The sequence below is a fragment of the Burkholderia sp. AU45251 genome, from assembly GCF_030482905.1.
Classification (GTDB): Bacteria; Pseudomonadota; Gammaproteobacteria; order Burkholderiales; family Burkholderiaceae; genus Burkholderia; species Burkholderia aenigmatica.
The window spans coordinates 1-25,423 of sequence record NZ_JAUJQH010000030.1 but is presented as its reverse complement, the minus strand read 5'-3'; the positions used below and the strand labels follow the sequence as shown (position 1 = coordinate 25,423).

At 66.1% G+C, this 25,423-nt stretch carries 25 protein-coding genes and 1 pseudogene; 14 read left to right on the top strand and 12 right to left on the bottom strand.

Annotated elements, in window-relative coordinates:
* Window positions 1-19 precede the first annotated feature (19 nt).
* Window positions 20-469 (bottom strand): carboxymuconolactone decarboxylase family protein, encoded by a 450-nt coding sequence (locus tag QZM67_RS34690; protein WP_301810410.1) that lies wholly within the window; start codon window positions 467-469, stop codon window positions 20-22.
* Complete coding sequence (locus QZM67_RS34685; RefSeq protein WP_301810406.1) at window positions 453-914, bottom strand: MerR family transcriptional regulator; 462 nt, start codon at window positions 912-914, stop codon at window positions 453-455. The genes QZM67_RS34690 and QZM67_RS34685 overlap by 17 nt, the downstream gene beginning before the upstream one ends.
* Before the next feature lie 286 nt (window positions 915-1,200).
* On the opposite strand from QZM67_RS34685, the gene QZM67_RS34680 reads away from it, so the two are divergent.
* The gene (locus tag QZM67_RS34680; protein WP_175025742.1) at window positions 1,201-1,812 is read left to right on the top strand and encodes a helix-hairpin-helix domain-containing protein; all 612 of its coding nucleotides are present in this window, start codon (window positions 1,201-1,203) and stop codon (window positions 1,810-1,812) included.
* 88 nt (window positions 1,813-1,900) lie between these two features.
* The gene (locus tag QZM67_RS34675; protein ID WP_043188214.1) at window positions 1,901-2,338 is read left to right on the top strand and encodes a YidB family protein; all 438 of its coding nucleotides are present in this window, start codon (window positions 1,901-1,903) and stop codon (window positions 2,336-2,338) included.
* Window positions 2,339-2,441: 103 nt separating this feature from the next.
* Here the strand turns inward: QZM67_RS34675 and clpB are convergent, their stop codons facing one another.
* Window positions 2,442-5,039 (bottom strand): ATP-dependent chaperone ClpB, encoded by a 2,598-nt coding sequence (clpB, locus tag QZM67_RS34670; RefSeq protein ID WP_043188212.1) that lies wholly within the window; start codon window positions 5,037-5,039, stop codon window positions 2,442-2,444.
* A gap of 157 nt (window positions 5,040-5,196) precedes the next feature.
* Window positions 5,197-5,706, bottom strand: a complete 510-nt coding sequence (locus QZM67_RS34665) for an Rrf2 family transcriptional regulator (RefSeq protein WP_175025741.1) — start codon at window positions 5,704-5,706, stop codon at window positions 5,197-5,199.
* Between the two features lie 251 nt (window positions 5,707-5,957).
* Here QZM67_RS34665 and QZM67_RS34660 point away from each other — a divergent pair, with 251 nt between their 5' ends.
* Window positions 5,958-6,518, top strand: coding sequence for a group III truncated hemoglobin (locus QZM67_RS34660; protein ID WP_175025740.1), 561 nt, complete (start codon window positions 5,958-5,960; stop codon window positions 6,516-6,518).
* Between the two features lie 66 nt (window positions 6,519-6,584).
* Here QZM67_RS34660 and QZM67_RS34655 read toward each other — a convergent pair whose 3' ends face one another.
* From QZM67_RS34655 to QZM67_RS34630, 6 genes are all read right to left on the bottom strand, one after another.
* Entirely contained in the window at window positions 6,585-7,061 is a 477-nt protein-coding gene (locus QZM67_RS34655) for a molybdenum cofactor biosynthesis protein MoaE (protein WP_175025739.1), read from the bottom strand.
* Between the two features lie 10 nt (window positions 7,062-7,071).
* Window positions 7,072-7,329 (bottom strand): molybdopterin converting factor subunit 1, encoded by a 258-nt coding sequence (gene moaD / locus QZM67_RS34650; RefSeq protein WP_011352296.1) that lies wholly within the window; start codon window positions 7,327-7,329, stop codon window positions 7,072-7,074.
* 19 nt (window positions 7,330-7,348) lie between these two features.
* Window positions 7,349-8,596, bottom strand: a complete 1,248-nt coding sequence (gene glp / locus QZM67_RS34645; RefSeq protein WP_301810398.1) for a gephyrin-like molybdotransferase Glp — start codon at window positions 8,594-8,596, stop codon at window positions 7,349-7,351.
* A 243-nt stretch (window positions 8,597-8,839) separates the two neighbouring features.
* The gene (gene thrC / locus QZM67_RS34640; RefSeq protein ID WP_175025737.1) at window positions 8,840-10,291 is read right to left on the bottom strand and encodes a threonine synthase; all 1,452 of its coding nucleotides are present in this window, start codon (window positions 10,289-10,291) and stop codon (window positions 8,840-8,842) included.
* 12 nt (window positions 10,292-10,303) lie between these two features.
* Window positions 10,304-11,632: a homoserine dehydrogenase gene (locus tag QZM67_RS34635; RefSeq protein ID WP_301810395.1), complete on the bottom strand. Its 1,329-nt coding sequence runs from the start codon at window positions 11,630-11,632 to the stop codon at window positions 10,304-10,306.
* Window positions 11,633-11,682: 50 nt separating this feature from the next.
* A complete protein-coding gene (locus QZM67_RS34630) occupies window positions 11,683-12,921 on the bottom strand; it encodes a pyridoxal phosphate-dependent aminotransferase (protein WP_301810392.1) in 1,239 nt (412 codons plus the stop codon).
* Between the two features lie 315 nt (window positions 12,922-13,236).
* On the opposite strand from QZM67_RS34630, the gene QZM67_RS34625 reads away from it, so the two are divergent.
* The 9 genes from QZM67_RS34625 (at window position 13,237) to QZM67_RS34585 (ending at window position 21,590) form a co-directional block, all read left to right on the top strand.
* Window positions 13,237-13,611 carry an Mth938-like domain-containing protein gene (locus QZM67_RS34625; protein WP_043188192.1) on the top strand — a complete coding sequence of 125 codons (375 nt, stop codon included), beginning with the start codon at window positions 13,237-13,239 and terminating at the stop codon, window positions 13,609-13,611.
* 124 nt (window positions 13,612-13,735) lie between these two features.
* Window positions 13,736-15,412, top strand: a complete 1,677-nt coding sequence (locus QZM67_RS34620) for a glycosyltransferase family 39 protein (protein WP_301810388.1) — start codon at window positions 13,736-13,738, stop codon at window positions 15,410-15,412.
* Window positions 15,413-15,425: 13 nt separating this feature from the next.
* Window positions 15,426-15,797, top strand: coding sequence for an SMR family transporter (locus tag QZM67_RS34615; RefSeq protein ID WP_059464372.1), 372 nt, complete (start codon window positions 15,426-15,428; stop codon window positions 15,795-15,797).
* Window positions 15,798-15,927: 130 nt separating this feature from the next.
* Window positions 15,928-17,079 carry a DegT/DnrJ/EryC1/StrS aminotransferase family protein gene (locus QZM67_RS34610; protein WP_043188188.1) on the top strand — a complete coding sequence of 384 codons (1,152 nt, stop codon included), beginning with the start codon at window positions 15,928-15,930 and terminating at the stop codon, window positions 17,077-17,079.
* Between the two features lie 6 nt (window positions 17,080-17,085).
* The gene (locus QZM67_RS34605; protein ID WP_175025735.1) at window positions 17,086-18,108 is read left to right on the top strand and encodes a glycosyltransferase; all 1,023 of its coding nucleotides are present in this window, start codon (window positions 17,086-17,088) and stop codon (window positions 18,106-18,108) included.
* A complete protein-coding gene (locus QZM67_RS34600; protein WP_301810384.1) occupies window positions 18,105-19,052 on the top strand; it encodes a formyltransferase in 948 nt (315 codons plus the stop codon). The genes QZM67_RS34605 and QZM67_RS34600 overlap by 4 nt, the downstream gene beginning before the upstream one ends.
* Window positions 19,049-20,104 (top strand): bifunctional UDP-4-keto-pentose/UDP-xylose synthase, encoded by a 1,056-nt coding sequence (locus QZM67_RS34595; RefSeq protein ID WP_051890217.1) that lies wholly within the window; start codon window positions 19,049-19,051, stop codon window positions 20,102-20,104. Before QZM67_RS34600 ends, QZM67_RS34595 begins: the two co-directional genes overlap by 4 nt.
* A gap of 13 nt (window positions 20,105-20,117) precedes the next feature.
* Entirely contained in the window at window positions 20,118-21,014 is an 897-nt protein-coding gene (locus QZM67_RS34590; RefSeq protein WP_043188182.1) for a polysaccharide deacetylase family protein, read from the top strand.
* 114 nt (window positions 21,015-21,128) lie between these two features.
* On the top strand, window positions 21,129-21,590 hold the full coding sequence (locus tag QZM67_RS34585; protein ID WP_006756046.1) for a peroxiredoxin: 462 nt from the start codon (window positions 21,129-21,131) through the stop codon (window positions 21,588-21,590).
* Between the two features lie 192 nt (window positions 21,591-21,782).
* On the opposite strand, the pseudogene QZM67_RS34580 reads toward QZM67_RS34585, so the two are convergent.
* Window positions 21,783-22,027 (bottom strand): annotated as a pseudogene (locus QZM67_RS34580) (hypothetical protein); the annotation flags it as partial.
* On the opposite strand from QZM67_RS34580, the gene QZM67_RS34575 reads away from it, so the two are divergent.
* Window positions 21,923-23,725 (top strand): PhoH family protein, encoded by a 1,803-nt coding sequence (locus tag QZM67_RS34575; RefSeq protein WP_089425590.1) that lies wholly within the window; start codon window positions 21,923-21,925, stop codon window positions 23,723-23,725. The pseudogene QZM67_RS34580 and the gene QZM67_RS34575 sit on opposite strands and share 105 nt — an antisense overlap.
* Before the next feature lie 240 nt (window positions 23,726-23,965).
* Window positions 23,966-25,060 (top strand): C40 family peptidase, encoded by a 1,095-nt coding sequence (locus QZM67_RS34570; RefSeq protein WP_301810380.1) that lies wholly within the window; start codon window positions 23,966-23,968, stop codon window positions 25,058-25,060.
* Window positions 25,061-25,199: 139 nt separating this feature from the next.
* On the opposite strand, the gene QZM67_RS34565 is transcribed toward QZM67_RS34570, so the two are convergent.
* The coding region (locus tag QZM67_RS34565; protein WP_301810377.1) for an inorganic phosphate transporter at window positions 25,200-25,423 on the bottom strand (224 nt) is incomplete at its 5' end.

The following is a 25,423-nucleotide window of genomic DNA, read 5'->3' as shown; positions in this document are numbered from 1 at the left end:
CCGCCGGCGCGTCTACCACTCATGACGCATGCGCCGCCGCTTCACGCGCGTTCGCGGTGTCACCCGACTTGCTGGCCGCTTCGGCTTCGTCGCGCCGCACGAACACCTCGTGCGCGGCGAACAGCGCGTTGAGCGCGGCCGGAAAACCCGCATAGACGGCCATCTGCATGAACACCTCGACAATCTCGTCGCGCGTGCAGCCGACGTTCAGCGCAGCCTCGATATGCACTTTGAGTTGCGGCTGCGCGTTGCCGAGCGCGGCCAGCGCCGCGATCGTCGCAATTTCGCGCGCTTTCAGGTCGAGCTGCGGCCGGCTGTAGATGTCGCCGAAACCGAATTCGACCAGCAGCCGCCCGAAGTCCGGCGCGATCGGCGCGAGCGCCGAGATCACGCGCTCGCCCACTTCGCCGTCGATTTCCTTCAGTTTGTTCCAGCCGCGCGTGTAGCGGTCTTCAACGAGTCGTTCCATTGCGTCCGTCCTGTTCCGAGGGAGAGTGAGAAGGTTTCGCCCGTCGCGCCGCATCCCGCTCCTGTGCCTCGTAGTAAGCGATCTTGTCGCTGATGACCTCGAGGCTCGCCTGCAGCTCCGCGATATGCGCGCGCACCGCGTCGCGATGCGTGACCAGCAGGTCGCGCCGCGCGCCGAAGGTCGGCTCGCCTTGCGCGCGCAGCGTCGCGAATGCCTGCATCTGCGCGATCGGCATGCCGGTCGCCTTCAGGCGCATCACGAAGGCCAGCCAGTCAAGGTCGGCCGGTGCATAGAGCCGGTGCCCGGCCGCCGTGCGCGAAATCGCGCGCAGCAGGCCGGCCTGCTCGTAGTACCGCAGCGTATGCGTCGACAGGCCGGTCATTTCGGCGACCTGACCGATCGTCAGCGGGCCGGCGGAGGAAGGTTGGGATACGGTTTTCGACATGGCAGGAACAAGGTTAGGAGTTAGAGTTCACTCTAAGTCAAGCCCTGTCGAACAGCCAGTGCGACGATCATCGGCGACACCCCGGCGACACCGTAAACAATGGTCAAAATCGCCGCGCGGCGCGGGCTTCGGTCTTTACAGCGCCGCAAGCCTTCAGCAAGATTCGGTCAGCCTGTCTTAAAAAGGGCACGCATTTGTCCTATGCTTAACGGCGACGCCCGGCCGCGCCTCGCCCCGCCGTCCGTTGCAACAGCCATTCATCCGTCAGAACCAGGGAGCCTTTGCCATGCTGAAGAAGCTGCTGATGCTGTTCGTCGCGCTATCGCTGTCGCTCGCCGCAGGCCTCGCCGCGGCCGTCGAAGTCAACTCGGCTGACCAGGCCACGCTCGAATCCGTGAAGGGTCTCGGGCCCGTGAAGTCGAAGGCGATCATCGACGAACGCACCAAGAACGGCCCGTTCAAGGACGCGGACGATCTCGCGAACCGCGTCAAGGGCCTCGGCACGAAGTCGGTCGGGCATCTCGAAGAAAACGGTCTGACGATCGGCGGCTCGTCGACGCCGCCGAAGGGCGTGAAGCTGTCGAAGCCGGCCGCAACGACCTCGGCGACCACGTCGGCCACGACGTCGGCGGGCACCGCGTCGACCTCCACGACCGCGACGGCCGGCACGACGGCCACCGCACCGGCACCGGCGGCAAGCGCGCCGGATACGGCGGCGAAGCCGGCCAAGGCCAAGCGCATGACGAAGAAGGAAAAAGCGGCTGCAGCAGCGGCAGCATCCGCCGATGCTGGTGCGAGCGCACCGGCCGCAGCATCGTCGACGAAAGCGACGAAGGGTTCCAAGAAGAAAAGCAAGAAGGACAAGGCAGCCTCCGCCGCCGCGGCGTCGGGCGCCTGATATGCGCCGCGCGCGCGACGGCGTGCGCGCGGCATTCGTTCAACGGGCGCCCACTGCGTGGCGCCCTTTTCAGTAAAGGTGAAGAACCATGGGTCTCCTCGACATCGTTGGCGGTCTGATCGGCGGCCAGGCCGGCGGCAACTCGCAAAGCGCGCTGATCACGACCGCGCTCGAATTCATCAACAACCAGCCGGGCGGCCTGAACGGCCTGATCGAGAAGTTCAAGGCCGGCGGCGCCGGCGACATCATCGGCTCGTGGGTCGGCAACGGCCAGAACCAGCCGATCTCGCCGGACGCGCTGCAGAACGTGCTCGGCTCGGACGCGATCGGCGCGCTCGCGAGCAAGTTCGGTGTCGATCCGTCGATGGCCTCGACCGTGCTCGCGCAGGTGCTGCCGCACGTCGTCAACCACGCGACGCCGGACGGCGCCGTGCCGGCCGACGGCCAGGCGCAGGTCGACCCGTCGAACGTGCTCGGCTCGCTGTCGCAGATCGCCGGCATGTTCGGCGGCAACAAGCAGGGCTGACGCGCCGCGTCGTTGCGACGCTCCATAGGCAAACACCCCGCTGAGGCGGGGTGTTTGTTTTTGCGCGCCCGGTGCGAACCGGGCGGCGGCCAATGGCCTGCGATCAGTGAACAACGCGGTCGAACACGAACTTGCCGTCGTGGACGTCGACCGGAATCACGTCCTTCGGACCGAAGCGGCCCGCGAGGATGAGCTTCGCGACCGGATTCTCGATCTCCTGCTGGATCGCGCGCTTCAGCGGACGCGCACCGAACAGCGGATCGTAGCCGACCTTGCCGATCTGTTCGAGCGCCGCTTCCGACACGTCGAGCGCCATGTCGAGCTTCGCGAGCCGTTCGTGCAGGCGTGCGAGCTGGATCTTCGCGATCGATTCGATGTTGCTGCGGTCGAGCGCATGGAACACGACGACGTCGTCGATCCGGTTCAGGAACTCGGGGCGGAAATGCTGCTTCACCTCGAGCCACACCGCGTCCTTGATCTCTTCCTGCGGCGCACCCGTCATCGCCTGGATCACCTGCGAGCCGAGGTTCGACGTCATCACGATCACCGTGTTCTTGAAGTCGACCGTGCGCCCCTGCCCGTCCGTCATGCGGCCGTCGTCGAGCACCTGCAGCAGCACGTTGAACACGTCCGGATGCGCCTTCTCGATCTCGTCGAGCAGGATCACGCTGTACGGCTTGCGGCGCACGGCTTCCGTCAGGTAGCCGCCTTCCTCGTAGCCGACATAGCCCGGCGGCGCGCCGATCAGCCGCGCAACGCTGTGCTTCTCCATGAACTCGCTCATGTCGATGCGGATCAGGTGCTCTTCCGAATCGAACAGGAACGACGCCAGCGCCTTGCACAGCTCGGTCTTGCCGACACCCGTCGGGCCGAGGAACAGGAACGAGCCGTACGGACGGTTCGGATCGGCGAGACCCGCACGCGAACGGCGGATCGCATCGGCCACCGCACTGATCGCCTCGTGCTGGCCGACCACGCGCTCATGCAGCTTTTCCTCGATGTGCAGCAGCTTCTCGCGCTCGCCCTGCATCATCCGCGACACCGGAATCCCGGTCGAACGCGACACGACTTCCGCGATTTCCTCGGCGCCGACCTGCGTGCGCAGCAGACGCGGACGCGTCGGGTTGTGCTGCTCCTGCTCTTCGGCCTGCGTAACCTGCTTCAGTTGCGCCTCGAGCTGCGGCAGCTTGCCGTACTGCAACTCGGCAACCTTCTCCAGCTTGCCGTCACGCTGCAGCCGCGCGATGTCCGCACGCACCTTCTCGATTTCTTCCTTGAGCTGCGCGCTGCCCTGCACCGCGGCCTTCTCGGCGGTCCAGATCTCCTCGAGGTCCGCATATTCGCGGCCGAGGCGGTCGATCTCTTCCTCGATCAGCTGCAGGCGCTTCTGCGACGCTTCATCCTGCTCCTTCTTCACGGCTTCGCGCTCGATCTTCAGCTGGATCAGACGACGGTCGAGCTTGTCCATCTCTTCGGGCTTCGAATCGATTTCCATCTTGATCTTCGAAGCGGCTTCGTCGATCAGGTCGATGGCCTTGTCGGGCAGGAAGCGGTCGGTGATGTAGCGGTGCGACAGCTCGGCCGCGGCGACGATCGCCGGGTCGGTGATGTCGACGCCGTGGTGCAGTTCGTACTTCTCCTGCAGCCCGCGCAGGATCGCGATCGTCGCCTCGACGCTCGGCTCGTCGACGAGCACCTTCTGGAAGCGACGCTCGAGCGCGGCATCCTTCTCGATGTACTTGCGGTATTCGTCGAGCGTGGTCGCGCCGATGCAATGCAGCTCGCCGCGCGACAGCGCCGGCTTCAGCATGTTGCCCGCATCCATCGCGCCTTCGGCCTTGCCCGCGCCGACCATCGTGTGGATTTCGTCGATGAAGACGATCGTCTGGCCTTCGTCCTTCGCGATGTCGTTGAGTACCGCCTTCAGGCGCTCCTCGAATTCACCGCGATATTTCGCGCCTGCGAGCAGTGCGGCCATGTCGAGCGACAGCACGCGCTTGCCCTTCAGCGTCTCGGGCACTTCGCCGTTGACGATCCGCTGCGCGAGCCCTTCGACGATCGCGGTCTTGCCGACGCCCGGCTCGCCGATCAGCACCGGGTTGTTCTTGGTGCGGCGCTGCAGGATCTGGATCGACCGGCGGATTTCGTCGTCGCGGCCGATCACCGGATCGAGCTTGCCCGCACGGGCGCGCTCGGTCAGGTCGACCGTGTATTTCTTCAGTGCCTCGCGCTGGCTTTCCGCGTCCTGGCTGTGCACCTGCGAGCCGCCGCGCACTGCGGCGATCGCGGCTTCCAGCGCCTTGCGCGTGAGGCCGTGCTGGCGCGCGAGTTTGCCGGCGTCGCCCTTGTCGTCGGACACGGCGAGCAGGAACATCTCGCTCGCGATGAACGTGTCGTTGAGCTTCTGCGCTTCCTTGTCGGCCTGGTTCAGCAGCCCGGCCAGTTCACGGCCGATCTGGATGTCGCCGCCCGTGCCCGTCACTTGCGGCAGGCGCGAGATGGCCTCGTTCAGCGCGCCTTGCAGCGCCTGAATGTGAACGCCCGCGCGCGACATCAGCGAGCGGGCGGAGCCGTCCTGCTGCGCGACCAGCGCCGCGAGAACGTGAACGGGTTCGATGTATTGATTGTCGCGGCCTGCCGCGAGGCTTTGCGCGTCCGCGAGTGCTTCCTGGAACTTGGTGGTGAGCTTGTCGATTCTCATTTAGTCGAGACCTCCAATTTTCGATTAACACCAAGATGAGGATGGTTATGCGGCTTTCAAGCGAAATTCGGGTTGATTCAGCGCAAAAATCGATGGATGTCCCTGACGCGGCCCTGGGACAGGCCACGGCCGGATCGCAACGCGCGGCGCGTGCTTGTCAGCCCGCCGTCGACGGCGGCTCGACGGATGCGGCCGCTTCTTCCGTCACGACACGCACGCGCACGGCCGGACGGATGCCGAGCAATGCGACGAGCGGCTCAGCGTGTTCGACCAGCTCGCCGAGCGTGTGACGGTCGAGTTCGGCGAAGAAAGCATCGCGCGCGGCCGCCAGCACACCCTTCAGGCGGCACTGCGGCTCGATCACGCAGCCACGCGACTCGCCCTCGGCCGCGAAGCAGCCGACCAGCGCGAAATCGTTCTCGGTCGCGCGCACGACCTGGCCGACGGTCAGTTGCAGCGATTCGGGGAACAGCCGCAGCCCGCCGTTGCGGCCGCGAACGGTGTCGACCCATCCGAGCTCGCCGAGCTGCTGCACGACTTTCATCAGATGGTTCTTCGAGATGCCGTAGGCATCCGAGATCTCCTGGATCGTCGCGAGTCCATCGCCGCGCACGGCAAGGTACAGCATCACGCGAAGCGAATAGTCGGTGTAGTCGGTGAGTCTCATGGGCGAATACGGAAAAGATCGATCATGCCCCGATTACGTGAGCCGGGCCGATCGGGATGCGCACGGGGCCGACTAGCGGCCCTGTTCCGCGGCCCCGGGTTGCCGGGACGGCGCGCGCGCAATAAGATTCATGACATCTACACGTTTTTCAGGGGGTGTTGGACGCTATTTTGCGTCAAAATCCGGCCGGCGTCCTCCACGATGCCCGCGCCGCCACCCCGTCGTTGCCCCTCTCTCCCGGCCCTTTTGCCATGACCGTCCTGCCCGCCTCGCCCGATACCGCACCGGCCCGCCCTCGCGACACCGAGCCGACCGAAGAGAACATTCGCGATCTCGTCTACGCGTTCTACGACCGCGTACGCGCCGATCCGCTGCTCGGGCCCGTGTTCGACGCGAAGCTGGCCGGTCGCTGGGACGACCACCTGCCGAAGATGGTCACGTTCTGGTCGAGCCTCGTGCTCGGCACCAAGGGCTATCGCGGCAACGTGCAGCAGGCGCACCAGCCGCTCGACGGGATCGAGCCGGCCCATTTCAGCCGCTGGCTGTCGCTGTTCCTGAAGACCGTCGAGACGCGCTACGCGCCGCCCGCGGCGATCCGCTTCATGGAACCCGCACTGCGGATCGCGCAGAGCCTGCAGTTGAGCCGGTTCGGCTGGGACTACCAGATTCCGCCCGAGCAGCAGGCGCTGCTCGACGCGATCGCGCCGCGCCGTCGCGACGCGGGCGACGATCCGCACGCGTTGCCGTCGCGTGCCCGCGGCGAGCCGTTTCCGACGAAGATCATCGGGCGCAGCACCGACCCGGACGCGTAACGGGTAGCCGCCACGCGCGACCCTTGCGCGCATGTGGCATCTCGCCGCACGACGCAGGCGCCACGCTCAGCGCCGCGTGTTGCCCGATTCGATGCCCCAGCGCGCGAGCGCGGCATCGTCGGTGCTGCGCGCATCGACCCAGCGCTCGCCATCCGGCGTGGTTTCCTTCTTCCAGAACGGCGCTTCGGTCTTCAGGTAGTCCATCACGAACTCGCACGACGCGAACGCATCGCCGCGGTGCGACGCAACCGTTGCGACCATCACGATCTGGTCGAGCGGCAAAAGCCTGCCGACGCGATGCACGATCGCGACGTCGGTGCCCGGCCAGCGCCGGCCGGCCTCGGCGGCGATCTTCTCGAGCGCCTTCTCGGTCATCCCCGGATAGTGCTCGAGCTCCATCGCGGCCACCGAATCGCCTTCGTTCAGGTCGCGCACCGTGCCGACGAAGCACGCGACCGCGCCGATCTTCGGGTTGCGCGCGCGCAATGCCGCGACTTCGGCGTTCAGATCGAAGTCGTCCGTCTGGATTCGTACCGTTGCCATCGCCGGTGCCTCAACCGCCCGTCACCGGCGGAAAGAACGCGACTTCGCAGCCCTCGGTGAGCCGCGTGTCGGGATCGGTCATCTCGTGATTGCACGCCATGCGCAGGGCGCGCCCTTCCGCGAGCGTCTCGGCCCACGCACCGCCGCGCACGCGCAGCCACGCGCGCACGTCGCCCACGGTCGTGACGCTGTCCGGCACGTCGGCCTGTTCGTCGGCAACACCCAGTGCCTCGCGCACGCTTGCAAAAAATTTCAGCTGAATCTTCATGGTTCGGGAAGCCGCCGGGTTACGACAGCAGTTCGGAAAACGGAATGAAACGCACGGTCTCGCCGGCGCTGATCGCGTGCTGCGGCGGATTGTCGATCAGGCCATCGCCCCACACCGTCGACGTCAGCACCGCCGAGCTCTGGTTCGGGAACAGGTCGAGGCCGCCCGCCGCGTTCACGCGCGCACGCAGGAATTCGTTGCGCCGGTCGCCCTTGCTCTGCGAGAAGTCGGCGCGCAGCGACAGCGCGCGCGGCGCAACGTCACGCACGCCGGACAGGCGCAGCAGGAACGGCCGCACGAACAGCAGGAACGTGACGAAGCTCGACACCGGGTTGCCGGGCAACCCGATGAAATGCGCATCGGGGCGTTCATCGCCGCGGCGCACCGCGCCGTATGCAAGCGGCTTGCCGGGCTTCATCGCGATCTGCCACAGCGCGAGCCGCCCTTCGGCCTCGACGGCCGGCTTCACGTGATCCTCATCGCCGACCGACACGCCGCCGCTCGTCAGGATCACATCGTGATCGCGTGCGGCCTCGCGCAGCGTGTCGCGCGTCGCGGCGAGCGAATCGGGCACGATCCCGTAGTCGGTCACGTGGCAGCCGAGCCGCTCCAGCAGCCCGCGCAGCGTGAAGCGGTTCGAGTTGTAGATCGCGCCGGGCTTCAGCGGCTCGCCCGGCATCGTCAGCTCGTCGCCGGTGAAGAACACCGCGACGCGAATCCGCCGCGCGACCGGCAACTGCGCACAGCCGACCGATGCGGCCAGGCCGAGCGCCTGCGGCGTGAGCCGCGTACCGGCCGGCAGGATCACCGAGCCCTGCCGGATATCCGCGCCCTGCGCGGTGATCCATTCGCCGGCCTTCGGCGTGTGCAGGATCTCGACCGCATCGCCGTCGGCCGACGCCTGCTCCTGCATCACGACGGCGTCGGCGCCGGGCGGCACCGTCGCGCCGGTGAAGATCCGTGCGGCCGTGCCGGCTGCGAGCGGCGCGGCCGGATGCCCGGCCGGAATACGCTGCGACACCGGCAGGCGCCGATCGCCATGCAGCAGGTCGGCGACGCGCACTGCATAGCCGTCCATCGCACTCGTATGCATCGGCGGCACGTCGAGCGGCGAGCTCACGTCGGCCGCCAGCACGCGGCCGAGCGCGTCGAGCGTAGCGACGGTTTCGGTGCCGGGCAACGGCTTCGCGGCCTCGAGCAGTGCGACGAGCGCCTCGGCGGTCGACAGCATCGGCGCGCGCGGCGCCGCGGGATTCGGGTTCGACATCGATGGAATCGGGGATCGTGGGATGCAATACGTCATTGTAGCGACGCCGTCGCGCGGGCGCGCGATATGGCGGACATGCGGAAACTGTGATTCGCGCGAAGGCGCGGGTCTGGCACTTGTTTCGCGCGCGGTACGGCGGCAATCGCGCGGCAGTGACCAAACGAAACGGCCGGAACCCCGATCCGTTCGACGAATCGGCATTCCGGCCGTCCTGCGCAGCCGGGCCCGCGGCCCGGCCGTGCGTCATGCGCCCGTATGAGTAGCGATGAAGTCCTTCACCTGCTGCGCGTCGGCCTTCACGACCTCGAAGCGCTGCGGCAGCGCCTCGAGCCCGTCGAATGCAGCCGGACGCTCGGCTTCGCGATCGAGCGCTTCACGGATCGTCTCGCCGAACTTGATCGGCTGCGCCGTCTCGAGCACGACCATCGGCACGCCTGCGTCGAGATGCTCGCGCGCGACCTTCACGCCGTCGGCCGTGTGCGTATCGATCATCGTGTCGTAGCGCGAGAACACGTCGCGGATCGTCGCGATGCGGTCGATGTGGCTGCTGCGGCCCGACACGAAGCCGAACTCGGCGACGCGCGCGAAATCGCCGCTCGCCGCGAGATCGAAGCCGCCCTTCTCCTCGACGTCGCGGAACAGCTGCATCACGCGCGCCGGATCGCGGCCGAGCAGGTCGAACACGAAGCGCTCGAAGTTCGATGCCTTCGAGATGTCCATGCTCGGGCTGCTCGTGTGATAGGTGTTCTCTGCGCTGCGCACGCGGTATGCGCCGGTGCGGAAGAACTCGTCGAGCACGTCGTTCTCGTTGGTCGCGACCACCAGCTTCGCGATCGGCAGCCCCATCATCCGCGCGATGTGGCCCGCGCAGACGTTGCCGAAGTTGCCCGACGGCACCGTGAACGACACGCGCTCGTCATTGGATTGGGTCGCCGCGAAGTAACCCTTGAAGTAGTACACGACCTGCGCGACGACGCGCGCCCAGTTGATCGAGTTGACCGTGCCGATCTTCTGCTGCGCCTTGAACGCGTGATCGTTCGACACGGCTTTGACGATGTCCTGGCAATCGTCGAACACGCCTTCGACCGCGAGGTTGAAGATGTTCGGATCCTGCAGGCTGAACATCTGCGCCGTCTGGAACGCGCTCATCTTCTTGTGCGGCGACAGCATGAACACGCGCACGCCGGCCTTGCCGCGCATCGCGTATTCGGCCGCGCTGCCGGTGTCGCCGGACGTCGCGCCGAGAATATTCAGCGTTTGCCCGTGCTTCGCGAGCGTGTACTCGAACAGGTTGCCGAGCAGCTGCATCGCCATGTCCTTGAACGCGAGCGTCGGGCCGTTCGACAGTTCGAGCAGCGAGATCGGCGCGCCGTTTTCGGTACCGAGCGTCTTCAGCGGCGTGATGTCGGCTGCATTCTCGCCGTGGCGCGTGTTGCTGTACACGTCGGCCGTGTACGTGCGGCGCGTGATCGCGCGCAGGTCGTCGGCCGGCACGTCGTCGCAGAACTTCGACAGGATCTCGAACGCGAGATCCGCGTACGACAGCGTGCGCCAGCGTGCGAGCTCGTCGGCGGACACCTGCGGATACTCGGTCGGCAGGTAGAGCCCGCCGTCCTTCGCGAGACCGCCGAGCAGGATGTCGGAGAACGTGTGGCGCTCGCCGATGCCGGCGCCGCGCGTGGAGATGTAGTTCATGTCGTCCTCAGCTCAGTTCAGCGCTTCCATGCGCAGCTTCGTCACCTTCGATACCACCGTCTCGAGGCTCTCGATTTGCGCGATCGCCGCATTCACGTTCTTCTCGAGCGTGACGTGCGTGATCAGGATGATGTCGGTTTCGCCGTTCGCGTCGTCGACCTGCTCCGATTCCTTCTGCAGCAGCGCGTCGATCGAGATGCCCGACGCAGCAAGGATGCGCGTGATGTCGGCCAGCACGCCCGTCTGGTCGGCGACGCGCAGGCGCAGGTAATAGCCGCTCGTCACTTCCTCGATCGGCAGGATCGGCGTGTTCGACAGGCTGTCGGGCTGGAACGCGAGATGCGGCACGCGGTGCTCGGGGTCCGCCGTGTGCAGGCGCGTGACGTCGACGAGATCCGCGACCACGGCCGATGCGGTCGGCTCCGCGCCCGCGCCCTTGCCGTAGTACAGCGTCGTGCCGACCGCGTCGCCGTGCACGACGACCGCGTTCATTGCACCCTCGACGTTCGCGAGCAGGCGCTTCTCCGGGATCAGCGTCGGGTGCACACGCAGCTCGATGCCCTTTTCGGCACGGCGCGTGATGCCGAGCAGCTTGATCCGGTAGCCGAGCTCTTCCGCGTAGCGGATGTCGGTCGCGTCGAGCTTGCTGATGCCCTCGACGTACGCGCGGTCGAACTGCACCGGCACGCCGAACGCGATCGCGCTCATGATCGTCGCCTTGTGCGCGGCGTCGACGCCTTCGATGTCGAAGGTCGGATCGGCTTCCGCGTAGCCGAGCTCCTGCGCGGCCTTCAGCGCGGTCGCGAAGTCGAGCCCGCGGTCGCGCATTTCCGACAGGATGTAGTTGGTCGTGCCGTTGATGATGCCCGCGATGTACTGGATGCGGTTCGCGGTCAGGCCTTCGCGCAGCGCCTTGATGATCGGGATGCCACCGGCGACGGCCGCTTCGAACGCGACCATCACGCCCTTCGCGCGCGCGGCCTCGAAGATCTCGGTGCCGTGCACCGCGAGCAGCGCCTTGTTGGCCGTCACGACATGCTTGCCGTTCGCGATCGCGCGCAGCACGAGCTCGCGCGCGATACCCGTGCCGCCGATCATCTCGGCGACGATTGCGATCGACGGATCATCGACGACTGCGTTGAAATCGTCGGTGATCTGCGCGGCGCCGGCGTCGCCGCCGAGCGCAGCCAGCGCCTTGGCCGGGTTGCGCACCGCAATGCGCGTCACCTCGATGCCGCGCCCCGCGCGTCGCTTGATTTCTTCCTGGTTGCGGCCCAGCACCGTGAAGGTGCCGCTGCCTACCGTGCCGAAGCCCAACAGGCCAACTTTGATCGGTTCCATGCTGCGTGTGATCGATGAGTAAAAAGAATAGGTTTCGTCCGGGCTGCCGCTTACACCGTATGGCGCTTGCGATAGCCGTCGAGGAAGCGTGCGATCCGGTTGATCGAATCGGTCAGATCGTCGAGGTTCGGCAGGAAGACCACGCGGAAGTGGTCCGGCGTCGTCCAGTTGAAGCCCGTGCCCTGCACGAGCAATACGCGCTCCTCGAGCAGCAGGTCGAGAATGAACTGCTGGTCGTTCTGGATCGGATAAAGCTTCGGGTCGAGGCGCGGGAACATGTACAGCGCGGCCTGCGGCTTCACGCAGGTCACGCCCGGGATCGACGTGAGCATGTCGTACGCGAGTTCGCGCTGCTTGTACAGGCGCCCGCTCGGCACGATCAGCTCGTTGATGCTCTGGTAGCCGCCGAGCGCCGTCTGGATCGCGAACTGCCCGGGCACGTTCGCGCACAGGCGCATCGACGACAGGATGCCGAGCCCCTCGAGGTAGTCCTTCGCGTACCGGCGGTTGTCGCCGCCCAGGCCCGACACGGCCATCCAGCCCGCGCGGTAGCCGCACGAGCGATAGCTCTTCGACAGGCTGTTGAACGTGACGGTGATCACATCCTCCGACAGCGAGCCCAGCGCCGTGTGCTCGAGGCCGTCGTAGACGATCTTGTCGTACACCTCGTCGGCAAACACGATCAGCCCGTGCTGGCGCGCGATCGCGAGCAGTTCGAGCAGCAATTCGTCTGAATAAAGCGCACCCGTCGGGTTGTTCGGGTTGATCACGACGATCGCCTTCGTGTTCGGCGTGATCTTGCGGCGGATGTCGTCGAGATCGGGCATCCACGCGTTCTGCTCGTCGCAGATGTAATGCACCGGCGTGCCGCCCGACAGGCTGACCGCCGCCGTCCACAGCGGGTAGTCGGGCGCGGGCAGCAGCACTTCGTCGCCGTCGTTCAGGAGCGCCTGGGTCGCCATCACGATCAGCTCGGACGCGCCGTTGCCGATGTAGATGTCGTCGAGGCCGACGCCCACGACGCCCTTTTCCTGCGTGTAGTGCATCACGGCCTTGCGCGCCGAGAACACGCCCTTCGAATCCGAATAGCCGGACGACGTCGGCAAATTGCGGATCATGTCCTGGATGATCTCGTCCGGCGCGTCGAAACCGAACGGCGCGAGGTTGCCGATGTTCAGCTTGATGATGCGGTGGCCTTCTTCCTCGAGGCGCTTCGCGTGCTCGAGCACCGGGCCACGGATGTCGTAGCAGACGTTGAGCAGCTTGTTCGACTTCTGAATCGGTTTCACGACGACACGGTTCCTGGGTTGGCCTTGCGGCCGGGGGGACGGGATCAAAACTGGAAAGCGGCCGGTCTGTGCGCGCTGTCTAGACTGGGAAAAAGCGGGCGGTCGGGCGCGGCTTGTGGCGACGCGCGACGCAAGTGGCGCCCGGGGGCGACCAAAAAGTTATAATTTAGCGGATTTTGGCCGACTTTCGCAATGCACCATAGCCGCGCCGGGGCCGCGCCGTCAGGCGCCCCGCGTGCTCAGGCAAGCGAAACCGGCCATCCGGGCCCGTGTGGCCCTGCACCACATTCCCCTACGGAACCGCGGAATACCGATTTGAAACTGCACCAGGACGCGAGCGGCGCGCTCAACACCGTCACCGGCTACGGCCCCGATTATGTCGACGTCAATCTCGAACGCCATGAAACGAGCGTCATCGTACTGCCCGGCGCGCCGGTCCAGGTATGGCCCGTGTCGTCGTTCGACGCGCTCGCGCCCGAGCATTTCGCGATGCTGCTCGACCCGACGCCCGAACTCGTGATCTTCGGCAGCGGCGCGCGGCTGCGCTTCCCGCACCCGCGGCTCGTCGCGGCGCTCACCGCGAAGCGGATCGGCGTCGAGACGATGGATTTCCAGGCCGCCTGCCGCACCTACAACATCCTGATGGCCGAAGGCCGCAAAGTCGCCGCCGCGCTCTTAATTGAACGTTAATCCCCGATGCGGTAAAACTCGGGCCGGCGCAGCGGGTCGATCCTCCGGATCGGCCCGACCAGGCCGCCCGCCCCCGGCGCAACCCGCCGGCGGCCCGTCACAATAACCAACAGGCTGAAAATCCATGAACGATACGCCGTCGAGGCTACCGCTCAATCGCATCACGCTCGTCCTCCTCGTCATCGCGCTCGCGATCGTCTGGTTCGCGCCGCTCGGGCTGCGCCACCTGATCCCGAGCGACGAGGGCCGCTACGCGGAAATGGCGCGCGAGATGTTCGTCACCGGCGACTGGATCACGCCGCGCTACAACGGCTACAAGTACTTCGAGAAGCCGCCGCTGCAGACCTGGATGAACGCGCTCACGTTCGCGTGGTTCGGCATCGGCGAATGGCAGGCCCGCCTCTACACGGCTGTCGCCAGCTTCGCCGGCATCTTGCTGGTCGGCTTCACCGGCGCGCGCCTGTTCAACCCGCTGTCGGGCTTCCTCGCCGCCGTCGTGCTCGCGTCGTCGCCGTACTGGAACCTGATGGGCCACTTCAACGCGCTCGACATGGGGCTCGCGTTCTGGATGGCGCTGTCGCTGTGCTCGCTGCTGCTCGCGCAGCGGCCCGGGCTGCGCCCGGCCGCGGCGCGCGGCTGGATGTGGGCATGCTGGGCCGCGATGGCGTTCGCCGTGCTGTCGAAGGGCCTCGTCGGCCTGATCCTGCCCGGCGCCGTGCTCGTGCTCTATACGCTGATCGCGCGCGACTGGGCGCTGTGGAAGCGCCTGTACCTGGTAAGCGGCCTCGTGATCTTCTTCGCGATCGTCACGCCGTGGTTCGTGCTCGTCCAGCAGCGCAACCCCGAATTCTTCAACTTCTTCTTCATCGTCCAGCAGTTCCGCCGGTATCTGACCCCGGAACAGAACCGCCCGGGCCCGCTCTACTACTTCGTGCCCGTGCTGCTGGTCGGCTTCCTGCCGTGGCTGTCGGTCGCGTGGCAGAGCATCCGCCATGCGCTGCGGATGCCGCGCCAGCCGAACGGCTTCTCGCCGATGCTCGTGCTGATGATCTGGAGCGCATTCATCTTCCTGTTCTTCAGCGCGTCGCATTCGAAACTGATTTCGTACGTGCTGCCGGTCGCGCCGGCGCTCGCGCTGATCATCGGCGCGTACCTGCCGCTGATGAGCGCCGACCGGTTCCGCCGCCACCTGCTCGGCTACCTCGTGTTCCTCGTCGTCGCGGCATTCGGGATCATCGCCCTCGCGTACCTGGGCGATGCCCGCACGCCGAACGCGCTGTACCGCGCGTTCCAGATGTGGCTGTACGCAGGCCTCGCGGTCGCGGCCGCCCTGACGCTCGCGGCCGCATGGCTGAACCGTCGCGCGAGTGTGGCTGCCGCGCTCGCCGTGTTCGGCGCCGCCTGGTTCGCGTTCGGCACGATCGGCGGCACCGGCCACGACGAATTCGGCCGCTACAGCTCGGGCGCGCTGCTCGCGCCCGCGGTACGCGCCGAACTCGCGAAGCTGCCGGCCGACACGCCGTTCTACTCGATCGAGATGCTCGATCACACGTTCCCGTTCTATATGGGCCACACGACGATCATGGTCCAGCGCCAGGACGAGCTCGCGTTCGGGATCTCGATGGAGCCGAACAAGTGGGTTCCGACCGTCGACGAGTGGATCACGCGCTGGAAACAGGAAACCCATGCGCTCGCGATCATGCCGCCCGGCCAGTACGACACCCTGGTCAAGCAAGGCGTGCCGATGCGCGTGATTGCGCGCGACAACCGCCGCGTGATCGTCGAGAAACCGCAATCGTAAGGACGCCTGCCGCATGAATCCCGTTTCGTTCGTCTGCATCATCACCGGCGTGATGCTCAACGCCTGTGCGCAACTTCTGCTGAAAGCCGGCGTCAACGCTGTTGGACACTTCGAATTCAGCCGTGCGAACATCATCCCGGTCGGCCTGAAGATCGCGACCCAATTGCCGATCATCGGCGGCCTCGGCTGCTACGTGCTGAGCGTCGTGGTCTGGATCCTCGGGCTGTCGCGGGTCGACGTGTCGATCGCGTACCCGATGCTGTCGCTCGGCTACGTCGTCAACGCATTCGCGGCCTGGTACCTGTTCGGCGAAGTGCTGTCGGTCCAGCGGCTCATCGGCATCGGCATCATTCTGATCGGCGTACTGGTGCTCGCGCGAAGCTGAGCAGGCCCCGCCGCGTTAAGCGCCCGCCTACAAAAAATCACGGTGCGATTCCGCCAACCGGTGTCTAATGCCGGTTTCGGCCGGGACCGCCCGACCCTTTTATTACACGCCATTACAGGCCAAAGCGTACATGAGCCAGACTACCGCTCCGTTTCTGCCGTTCACCCGCCCCGAGATCGATGAGGAAACCATCCAGGGCGTCGTCGAAGTGCTGCGCTCGGGCTGGATCACCACCGGCCCGCAGAGCCAGAAATTCGAAGCGGCGCTGTCCGAATACTGCGGCGGCCGTCCCGTCCGCGCGTTCAACTCGGGCACCTGCACGCTCGAGATCGGCCTGCGCATCGCGGGCGTCGGTGCCGGCGACGAGGTGATCACGACGCCGGCGTCGTGGGTCTCGACCAGCAACGTGATCATCGAAACCGGCGCGACGCCCGTGTTCGCCGACATCGATCCCGTCACGCGCAACATCGACCTCGACAAGCTCGAGCAGGCGATCACGCCGCGCACGAAGGCGATCATCCCCGTGTTCCTGTCCGGCCTGCCGGTCGACATGGACCGCCTGTACGCGATCGCGCGCGCGCACAAGCTGCGCGTGATCGAGGATGCGGCGCAGGCGTTCGGCTCGACGTGGAACGGCAAGCGCATCGGCGCGATCGGCGACATCGTGTCGTTCAGCTTCCACGCGAACAAGAACCTGACGACGATCGAAGGCGGCGCCCTCGTGCTGAACAACGAGGAAGAAGCGACGCTCGCGCAGAAATACCGGCTGCAGGGCATCACGCGCACCGGCTTCGACGGGATGGACTGCGACGTGCTCGGCGGCAAGTACAACCTGACCGACGTCGCCGCGCGCGTCGGCCTCGGCCAGTTGCCCCACCTCGAGCGCTTCACCGCGCAGCGCCGCGCGCTCGCGCGCGCGTATTTCGCCGCGTTCGACGGCAGTGCGGCCGTGAAGCTCGGCGTCGGCCTGCCGATCGCCGAATTCGAGAACGGCAACTGGCACATGTTCCTGATCACGCTGCCGCTCGAACGGCTGACGATCTCGCGCGCCGAGTTCATGGCGCAGCTGAAGGAACGCGGCATCGGCACCGGCATCCACTACCCGGCGATCCATCTTTTCACGCTGTACCGTGCGCGCGGCTTCAAGGAGGGCATGTTCCCCCACGCCGAACGGTACGGCGCGTCGACCGTCACGCTGCCGCTCTTCACACAGATGACGGAAGGCGACGTGCGTCGCGTGGTCGACGCCATCAACCAGATTTGCGAACAATACGGAAAATAAGCGTACATGAGTCACCTTGAAGCACGCGCCGGGCATCCGGTCGCCGGGCAGCCCGAAGTATCGGTCATCATCCCCGTGTACAACGAGGAAGACGGCCTCGCTGCGCTGTTCGCGCGGCTGTATCCGGCACTCGACGCACTCGACACGTCGTACGAAGTGATCCTGATCAACGACGGCAGCCGCGACCGCTCGGCCGCGATGCTCGCCGATCAGTTCCACGTACGGCCCGACACGACGCGCATCGTGCTGCTCAACGGCAACTACGGCCAGCACATGGCGATCCTCGCCGGTTTCGCGCAATCGCGCGGCGAGATCGTCATCACGCTCGATGCCGACCTGCAGAACCCGCCCGAGGAAATCGGCAAGCTGATCACGAAGATGCGCGAGGGCTACGACTACGTCGGCTCGATCCGCAAGCAGCGCCAGGACAGCCTGTGGCGGCGCAAGGCGTCGCAGATGATGAACCGTCTGCGCGAGCGCATCACGCGCATCAAGATGACCGACCAGGGCTGCATGCTGCGCGCGTACAGCCGCCGCATCATCGACACGATCAACGTGTGCGGCGAAGTCAACACGTTCATCCCCGCACTCGCGTATACGTTCGCGCAGAACCCGACCGAGATCGAGGTCGCGCACGAGGAGCGCTTCGCCGGCGAGTCGAAGTACTCGCTGTACAGCCTGATCCGGCTGAACTTCGACCTCGTGACGGGCTTCTCGGTCGTGCCGCTGCAGTGGCTGTCGTTCATCGGCGTGATCCTGTCGATCGGCTCCGCCGCGCTGTTCGTGCTGCTGCTCGTGCGCCGCTTCATCGTCGGCGCGGAAGTGCAAGGCGTGTTCACGCTGTTCGCCATCACGTTCTTCCTGCTCGGCGTGATCATCTTCGCGCTCGGCCTGCTCGGCGAATACGTCGGCCGCATCTACCAGCAGGTGCGCGCGCGGCCGCGCTACCTGATCCAGGCCGTGCTCGAACAGCACGACGGCGTGCCGGCGGTGCCGGCCGGCGCAAACCGCTCGGGGGCCACGCAATGAAGCCACGCGCAGTCGTCTTCGCCTATCACAACGTCGGTGTGCGGTGCCTGCAGGTGCTGCTCGCGCGCGGTGTCGACGTCGCACTCGTCGTCACGCACGAGGACAACCCGAACGAGAACATCTGGTTCGGCAGTGTCGCGTCCGTCGCGGCCGAGCACGGAATTCCGGTCGTCACGCCGGCCGATCCCGCCGATCCGGCGCTGCGCCGCGCGGTATCCGACGCGCAGCCCGACTTCATCTTCTCGTTCTATTACCGGCACATGCTGCCGGTGGACCTGCTCGCGATCGCACCGCGCGGCGCGTACAACATGCATGGTTCGATGCTGCCGAAATACCGGGGTCGGGTACCGACCAACTGGGCGGTGCTGAACGGCGAAACCGAAACCGGCGCGACGCTGCACGAGATGGCCGCCAAGCCCGACGCGGGTGCAATCATCGGACAAACCGCGGTGCCGATCCTGCCGGACGACACGGCCACGCAGGTGTTCGACAAGGTCACGGTTGCCGCCGAACAGACGCTCTGGCGCGTACTGCCCGCACTGCTCGCAGGCGAGGCGCCGCGCCTGCCGAACGATCTCGCCACCGGCAGCTACTACGGCGGGCGCAAGCCCGAGGATGGCCGCGTCGACTGGTCGAAGCCGGCCGCGCAGGTCTATAACCTGGTACGCGCGGTCGCGCCCCCGTATCCGGGCGCGTTCACGGACGTCGACGGCACGCGTTTCGTGATCGCGCGCGCGCGCCTCGCGGCACCCGGCAGCGCGGCGGCGGCCGCCGCCGCGGATTTGCCGCCCGGCCTGCACGTAAGCGATAATGCGCTATTCGGCGTCTGCGGCGACAGCCGCGCCCTATCCATTCTCGAGCTGTGGCAGCAGCGCGACGGCAGCGAAACCGTCGTGACGCCCGCGGAATTCGCGCAGTTCATTCATTCTTCCCGTCATTCATGAAAGCAAAAAAAGTCCTGATCCTGGGTGTGAACGGCTTCATCGGCCATCACCTGTCCAAGCGCATTCTTGAAACCACCGATTGGGAAGTGTTCGGCATGGACATGCAGACCGATCGACTGGGTGACCTCGTCAACCACGAGCGGATGCATTTCTTCGAAGGCGACATCACGATCAACAAGGAGTGGGTCGAGTATCACGTGAAGAAGTGCGACGTGATCCTGCCGCTCGTCGCGATCGCGACGCCCGCCACCTACGTCCAGCAGCCGCTGCGCGTGTTCGAACTCGACTTCGAGGCGAACCTGCCGATCGTGCGTTCCGCCGTCAAGTACGGCAAGCACCTCGTGTTCCCGTCGACCTCCGAGGTCTACGGCATGTGCTCGGACGAGCAGTTCGACCCGGATGCGTCGGCCCTCACCTACGGCCCGATCAACAAGCCGCGCTGGATCTACGCGTGCTCGAAGCAGCTGATGGACCGCGTGATCTGGGGTTACGGGATGGAAGGCCTGAACTTCACGCTGTTCCGCCCGTTCAACTGGATCGGCCCGGGCCTCGACTCGATCTACACGCCGAAGGAAGGCAGCTCGCGCGTGGTCACGCAGTTCCTCGGCCACATCGTGCGCGGCGAGAACATCAGCCTCGTCGACGGCGGCTCGCAGAAGCGCGCGTTCACCGACATCGGGGATGGCATCAGCGCGCTGATGAAGATCATCGAGAACAAGGACGGCGTCGCGTCGGGCAAGATCTACAACATCGGGAATCCGAAGAACAATTTCTCGGTTCGCGAACTCGCGCACAAGATGCTCGAGCTGGCGGCCGAATTCCCGGAGTACGCCGATTCGGCCAAGCAGGTGAAGCTCGTCGAGACGACGTCCGGCGCCTACTACGGCAACGGCTACCAAGACGTGCAGAACCGCGTGCCGAAGATCGAGAACACGATGCAGGAACTCAGCTGGGCGCCGCAAGCGACGTTCGACGACGCACTGCGCAACATCTTCGAAGCGTATCGCGGCCACGTCGCCGACGCGCGCGCGCTCGTCGAACAGCAAGGCTGATCGGGACGCTCGCTTGGCTCGTATCGTCCTCAAGATCGACGTCGACACGCTGCGCGGCACGCGCGAAGGCGTGCCGAACCTCGCGCGCATCTTCGACCGTTTCAGTGCGCGCGCGACCTTCCTCTTCAGTCTCGGCCCGGATCACACGGGCTGGGCGCTGCGGCGCGTGTTCCGCCCCGGCTTCCTGAAGAAAGTGTCGCGCACGTCGGTGGTCGAGCACTACGGCGTGAAGCAACTGATGTACGGCGTGCTGCTGCCGGGCCCCGACATCGGCCGCCGCGCGATTGCCGACATGCGCGCGATTCACGAAGCCGGCTTCGAATGCGGGATCCACACATGGGATCACGTGTACTGGCAGGACAACGTCCGCGTGCGCGACCGCGACTGGACCGCGCGTGAAATGCAGAAGAGTCACGCGCGCTTCATCGATATCTTCGGCGCGCCGCCCGTCACGCACGGCGCAGCGGGCTGGCAGATGAACGATTCCGCATTCGAGCAGATCGACGCTTGGGGGATGCGCTATGCGTCCGATGGTCGCGGCCACTCGCCGTACCTGCCGGTCGTCGATGGCCGCACGCTGTCGCACGTGCAGATGCCCACCACGCTGCCGACGCTCGACGAAGTGCTCGGCATCGACGGCGTCGACACGCACAACGTCGCCGCGCACATCCTCAAGTTCACCGAAACCAATCCGCACGACCAGGTGTTCACGCTGCATGCGGAACTGGAAGGCCAGAAGCTCGCGCCCGTGTTCGAGCAACTGCTCGCCGGCTGGCGCGCGCAAGGCCACACGTTTGCGACGATGGGCGACTATCACGCGACGCTGGACCGCGACTCGCTGCCATCGTACCCTGTCACGTGGGGCGAAATCCCCGGCCGCTCCGGCGAACTGATCGTCCAGCCCGACTGAGTTCGTCCAGGCGCACGCCGGCGCCGCTCTCCAGACCTTCCCGCACAGTCGCCGCCGCGCGCCACCCGCGCGCATCGCGGCGGCTGTGCGCCTCCATAACAACAGGAGAAACACGTGTCCGTCGAAGTTGACCGTCAAGTTCCCGATTTCACCGCTCCGGCCACGGGCGGCGACATTTCGCTGTCCGACCTGAAGGGCAAGAAGCTCGTGCTGTACTTCTATCCGAAGGACAACACGCCGGGCTGCACGACCGAAGGGCTGCAGTTCCGCGATCTCTATCCGAAGTTCAAGAAAGCCGGTGCGGAAGTCATCGGCGTGTCGCGCGACAGCCTGCGCTCGCATGACAATTTCAAGGCAAAGCTCGAACTGCCGTTCCCGCTGATTTCCGATGCCGACGAAGCGCTGTGCGCGCTGTTCGATGTCATCAAGATGAAGAAAATGTATGGCAAGGAAGTACGCGGAATCGAGCGTTCCACGTTCCTGATCGACGCCGACGGCGTGCTTCGCCAGGCATGGCGCGGCATCAAGGTACCGGGTCATGTGGACGACGTGCTAAGTGCTGTACAAGCGCTTTGAGGCGCGTTATATTGGGCCGCAATGAATGCCAGTTCGCCCCATATTTCTCGTAGCTGCGCCGGTGCTCGTTGCGATGCTTGCCGGCACCTGACGCGCATTACGACGGTATCAGCCGAGCCGCATGCCTCTTTCGACGAGGCAGCGGCTTTTTTTATGGATCGCGCGCCGGCCCCCGGTCCGGCCCTCACCGCGTCAAGGAGCTGACCGACACCTAGGCGAACCGGCTAGACGAACTTCCTGTGCGCCACCGCGCGCAAACTGCATGCGTCTACGTCACGCAGGATGCGATCAGCGGCGCACGCCATGCGACACGATTCCTCCCGAGGGACACCATGCCTTTGCCTACTCCCCCCAGCAAGCTCGGCAGCCTCCTGCCGCCCGACGAATACAAGGCGAAAGCGCGGCCCGCGAAAGCCGCGAAGAAATCCGCCGAAGGGGACGCATCCACAGCCGGTGACTTTGGTCCGGCTAGCGTGGCCCAACCGATGACCGAAGCCGCAAACACGGCCGCGCCGCTGCGCGCCGTCGCATCTTCGGCGCAAGATGCCGCGAGCGCACCCGCACGCGGCCGCAAGACCAAACAGACGGCTGCCCTGCTGCAGCCGATGCCGGCGCCCGCCGAACCCGCGGCACCGGTCGTTGCACGCAACGACAAACCGGCTGCCGACAAACCGGCCGCCGCCCCCGCGCGCGACACCGGCGCCGCGACGAAATCGCGCAGCCGCAAGCCCGCCGAAGCCGAACTGCAGAAACTGTTCGTGCTCGACACCAACGTGCTGATGCACGACCCGAGCAGCCTCTTCCGCTTCGAGGAACACGACGTCTATCTGCCGATGATGACGCTCGAGGAGCTCGACAACCACAAGAAGGGGATGTCCGAAGTCGCGCGCAACGCACGCCAGGTCAGCCGCACGCTTGACGCGCTCGTCGCCGATGCCGGCCCGATCACGGCCGGCATCCCGCTGTCGCGCCTCGGCAGCCGCGAGGCGCTCGGCCGCCTGTACTTCCAGACGAAGCTTGCGGACATCGCGCCCGTCGAAGGCTTGCCCGAAGGCAAGGCCGACAACCAGATCCTCGGCGTCGTGCGTGCGCTGCAGCGCGACCGGCCCGATCGCCAGGTCGTGCTGGTGTCGAAAGACATCAACATGCGGATCAAGGCGCACGCGCTCAGCCTGCCCGCGGAAGACTACTTCAACGACCAGGTGCTCGAGGATAAAGACCTCCTGTACAACGGCGTGCGCGAACTGCCGCAGGATTTCTGGACCAAGCATGCGAAGGGCATGGAGAGCTGGCAGGACACGAAGACGGGCACCACGTACTACCGCGTGACGGGCCCGCTCGTCGCGTCGATGCTCGTCAACGAGTTCGTCTATCTCGAGCCGCAGAACGGCGAGCCGACGTTCCATGCGATCGTCCGCGAACTGAACGGCAAGACGGCGCTGCTGCAGACGCTGCGCGACTACAGCCACCACAAGAACAACGTGTGGGGCATCACCGCGCGCAACCGCGAGCAGAACTTCGCGCTGAACCTGCTGATGAACCCCGAGATCGACTTCGTCACGCTGCTCGGCCAGGCCGGCACCGGCAAGACGCTCGTCGCGCTCGCGGCCGGCCTCGCGCAGGTGCTCGACGACAAGCGCTACAACGAGATCATCGTGACGCGCGCGACCGTGCCCGTCGGCGAGGACATCGGTTTCCTGCCGGGCACCGAGGAAGAGAAGATGCAGCCGTGGATGGGCGCATTCGACGACAACCTCGAAGTGCTGCAGAAGACCGACGACGCTGCCGGCGAATGGGGGCGCGCGGCGACGCAGGAACTGATCCGTTCGCGCCTGAAGGTCAAGAGCATGAACTTCATGCGCGGCCGCACGTTCGTCGACAAGTACCTGATCATCGACGAAGCGCAGAACCTGACGCCGAAGCAGATGAAGACGCTCGTCACGCGCGCGGGCCCCGGCACGAAGATCGTGTGCCTCGGCAACATCGCGCAGATCGATACGCCTTACCTGACCGAAGGCAGCTCGGGCCTCACGTACGTGGTCGACCGCTTCAAGGGCTGGGGCCACAGCGGCCACGTGACGCTCGCGCGCGGCGAACGCTCGCGGCTCGCCGACTACGCGTCGGACATCCTGTAATCACGCGTTGTGCCGGCCCGTCGGCCGGCACCCGACGCCTCGCGGCGCTCCGTTTCCGGAGCGCCGTTTTTATTTGGGGTCGAAATCACAAGTCATACATCGTCACGCAACACCCCGGTTTACGCGCGAAACTTCAAGTAAATTCTCAAGAATGGTTGCTTAAGCCCCGCCGGAGCGTCTACCATCGGGTCTGTCTGTTGTCATACGATTCGCGAGCGTGTCGCGCTCGCCCGCCTTGCCATGCTTCGAATCTGGGTTCCCGTTGCTGTCGTTTCACTGCTTGCGGCCTGCTCCAGCGTGCCGCCGCAGTCGGCATCGCGCCCCGCCTCGGGCATGAAGATCACGACGCCGCGCGCATTCCCCGCCCCCGCCAACTTCCCGAAGTTCGTCGATCACAGCGTCGGCCAGGAAGAAATCTCGATCCAGGCGATGAGCCTCGTCGGTGTCCCGTATCGCTGGGGCGGCAACACGCCGACAAGCGGCTTCGACTGCAGCGGGCTCGTGCGCTACGTGATCGGCCGTGCGGCCGACGTGAACCTGCCGCGCACGACCGCCGACATGAGCGGCCGCGGCGTGTCGATCGATCCCGACCAGGTCGCACCAGGCGACCTGATCTTCTTCAATACGACCGGACGGCCGCATTCGCACGTCGGCATCTATGTCGGCAAGCTGCGCTTCGTCAACGCGCCGTCGACGGGCGGTACCGTACGGCTCGACTACTTGACGAACCCATACTGGGCCAAGCGATTCGACGGCATTCGCCGCGTCGCGCCGCCGCGTGGGGCGCCTACGCCGTTCGATGCGCCGACCTACGAGGCGAAGCGTGACGAGCCGCGCAGCGCGCCGGCGGTCGCACCTGCCCCGGTGGTCGTGACTGCCGCTGCATCGCGACAGCCAGCCTATACGCCGCCTCAACCTGCCGCGACCCAGGCACCCGCACCAGTCATGCCGGCCACGCAGGTCGCATCGACCGCAGCGGTTGCCCCCACAGCCGCGTCGGCCGACCCGTATGAACCGCCGCCGCCGCGCATGCAGGCCGCTGAACAGCAGGCAACGTCCGTGAATGACGGCACGGGCACCGCCGCCGTGGCGGCGAATACCGCGCCGGTCGGCCCAGCCGAGGTCGGCACACGGATTCCGACGACGGCCCTGACGGCTGCCCAGGCCGCCGCATTCGATGCGGAACCGCCGCCCGCCGTCGCAGCGACGTCACCGCGCAGCGCCGAGCCCGCCCCTGTCCAGGTATTGCGCGCGTCGACGCAATCCGCCCCCGCCAGCCCGCGCACCGCCACCGCAGACGATCCGATTGCACGGTTCGCGAACGGAAGTTACTGACCCGCTTCGCCAGCCACGCCGGCCACCTCGGCCCGCATCCGTCGCTCATCGTCCGCCACGAATACCCAGTTCCAAAAGAAAATGCGCCGCAGCCTTTCGGCTTGCGGCGCATTTCATGTCGATCCGCCAGCGTTGGCGATCAGAAGATCTGGTGGCCGAGCCACCATCCGCCGGCCGCAAACAGCGCGGCCGCCGGCAGCGTCAGCACCCACGCCCACACGATGTTGCCGGCGACACCCCAGCGCACGGCCGACAGCTTCTGCGTCGCGCCGACACCGACGATCGCGCCGGTAATCGTATGCGTGGTCGATACCGGAATGCCGAGGAACGACGCGATGAACAGCGTGATCGCCCCGCCGCTTT

Coding starts and splice junctions, on each gene's coding strand:
- QZM67_RS34595 (WP_051890217.1), top strand. CDS start 19,049: ATGAAAGCAAAAAAAGTCCTGATCCTGGGTGTGAACGGCTTCATCGGC.
- glp (WP_301810398.1), bottom strand. CDS start 8,596: ATGTCGAACCCGAATCCCGCGGCGCCGCGCGCGCCGATGCTGTCGACC.
- QZM67_RS34610 (WP_043188188.1), top strand. CDS start 15,928: ATGAGCCAGACTACCGCTCCGTTTCTGCCGTTCACCCGCCCCGAGATC.
- QZM67_RS34620 (WP_301810388.1), top strand. CDS start 13,736: ATGAACGATACGCCGTCGAGGCTACCGCTCAATCGCATCACGCTCGTC.
- clpB (WP_043188212.1), bottom strand. CDS start 5,039: ATGAGAATCGACAAGCTCACCACCAAGTTCCAGGAAGCACTCGCGGAC.
- QZM67_RS34635 (WP_301810395.1), bottom strand. CDS start 11,632: ATGGAACCGATCAAAGTTGGCCTGTTGGGCTTCGGCACGGTAGGCAGC.
- QZM67_RS34570 (WP_301810380.1), top strand. CDS start 23,966: ATGCTTCGAATCTGGGTTCCCGTTGCTGTCGTTTCACTGCTTGCGGCC.
- QZM67_RS34665 (WP_175025741.1), bottom strand. CDS start 5,706: ATGAGACTCACCGACTACACCGACTATTCGCTTCGCGTGATGCTGTAC.
- QZM67_RS34605 (WP_175025735.1), top strand. CDS start 17,086: ATGAGTCACCTTGAAGCACGCGCCGGGCATCCGGTCGCCGGGCAGCCC.
- moaD (WP_011352296.1), bottom strand. CDS start 7,329: ATGAAGATTCAGCTGAAATTTTTTGCAAGCGTGCGCGAGGCACTGGGT.
- QZM67_RS34685 (WP_301810406.1), bottom strand. CDS start 914: ATGTCGAAAACCGTATCCCAACCTTCCTCCGCCGGCCCGCTGACGATC.
- QZM67_RS34575 (WP_089425590.1), top strand. CDS start 21,923: ATGCCTTTGCCTACTCCCCCCAGCAAGCTCGGCAGCCTCCTGCCGCCC.
- QZM67_RS34690 (WP_301810410.1), bottom strand. CDS start 469: ATGGAACGACTCGTTGAAGACCGCTACACGCGCGGCTGGAACAAACTG.
- QZM67_RS34655 (WP_175025739.1), bottom strand. CDS start 7,061: ATGGCAACGGTACGAATCCAGACGGACGACTTCGATCTGAACGCCGAA.
- QZM67_RS34600 (WP_301810384.1), top strand. CDS start 18,105: ATGAAGCCACGCGCAGTCGTCTTCGCCTATCACAACGTCGGTGTGCGG.
- QZM67_RS34675 (WP_043188214.1), top strand. CDS start 1,901: ATGGGTCTCCTCGACATCGTTGGCGGTCTGATCGGCGGCCAGGCCGGC.
- thrC (WP_175025737.1), bottom strand. CDS start 10,291: ATGAACTACATCTCCACGCGCGGCGCCGGCATCGGCGAGCGCCACACG.
- QZM67_RS34680 (WP_175025742.1), top strand. CDS start 1,201: ATGCTGAAGAAGCTGCTGATGCTGTTCGTCGCGCTATCGCTGTCGCTC.
- QZM67_RS34615 (WP_059464372.1), top strand. CDS start 15,426: ATGAATCCCGTTTCGTTCGTCTGCATCATCACCGGCGTGATGCTCAAC.
- QZM67_RS34660 (WP_175025740.1), top strand. CDS start 5,958: ATGACCGTCCTGCCCGCCTCGCCCGATACCGCACCGGCCCGCCCTCGC.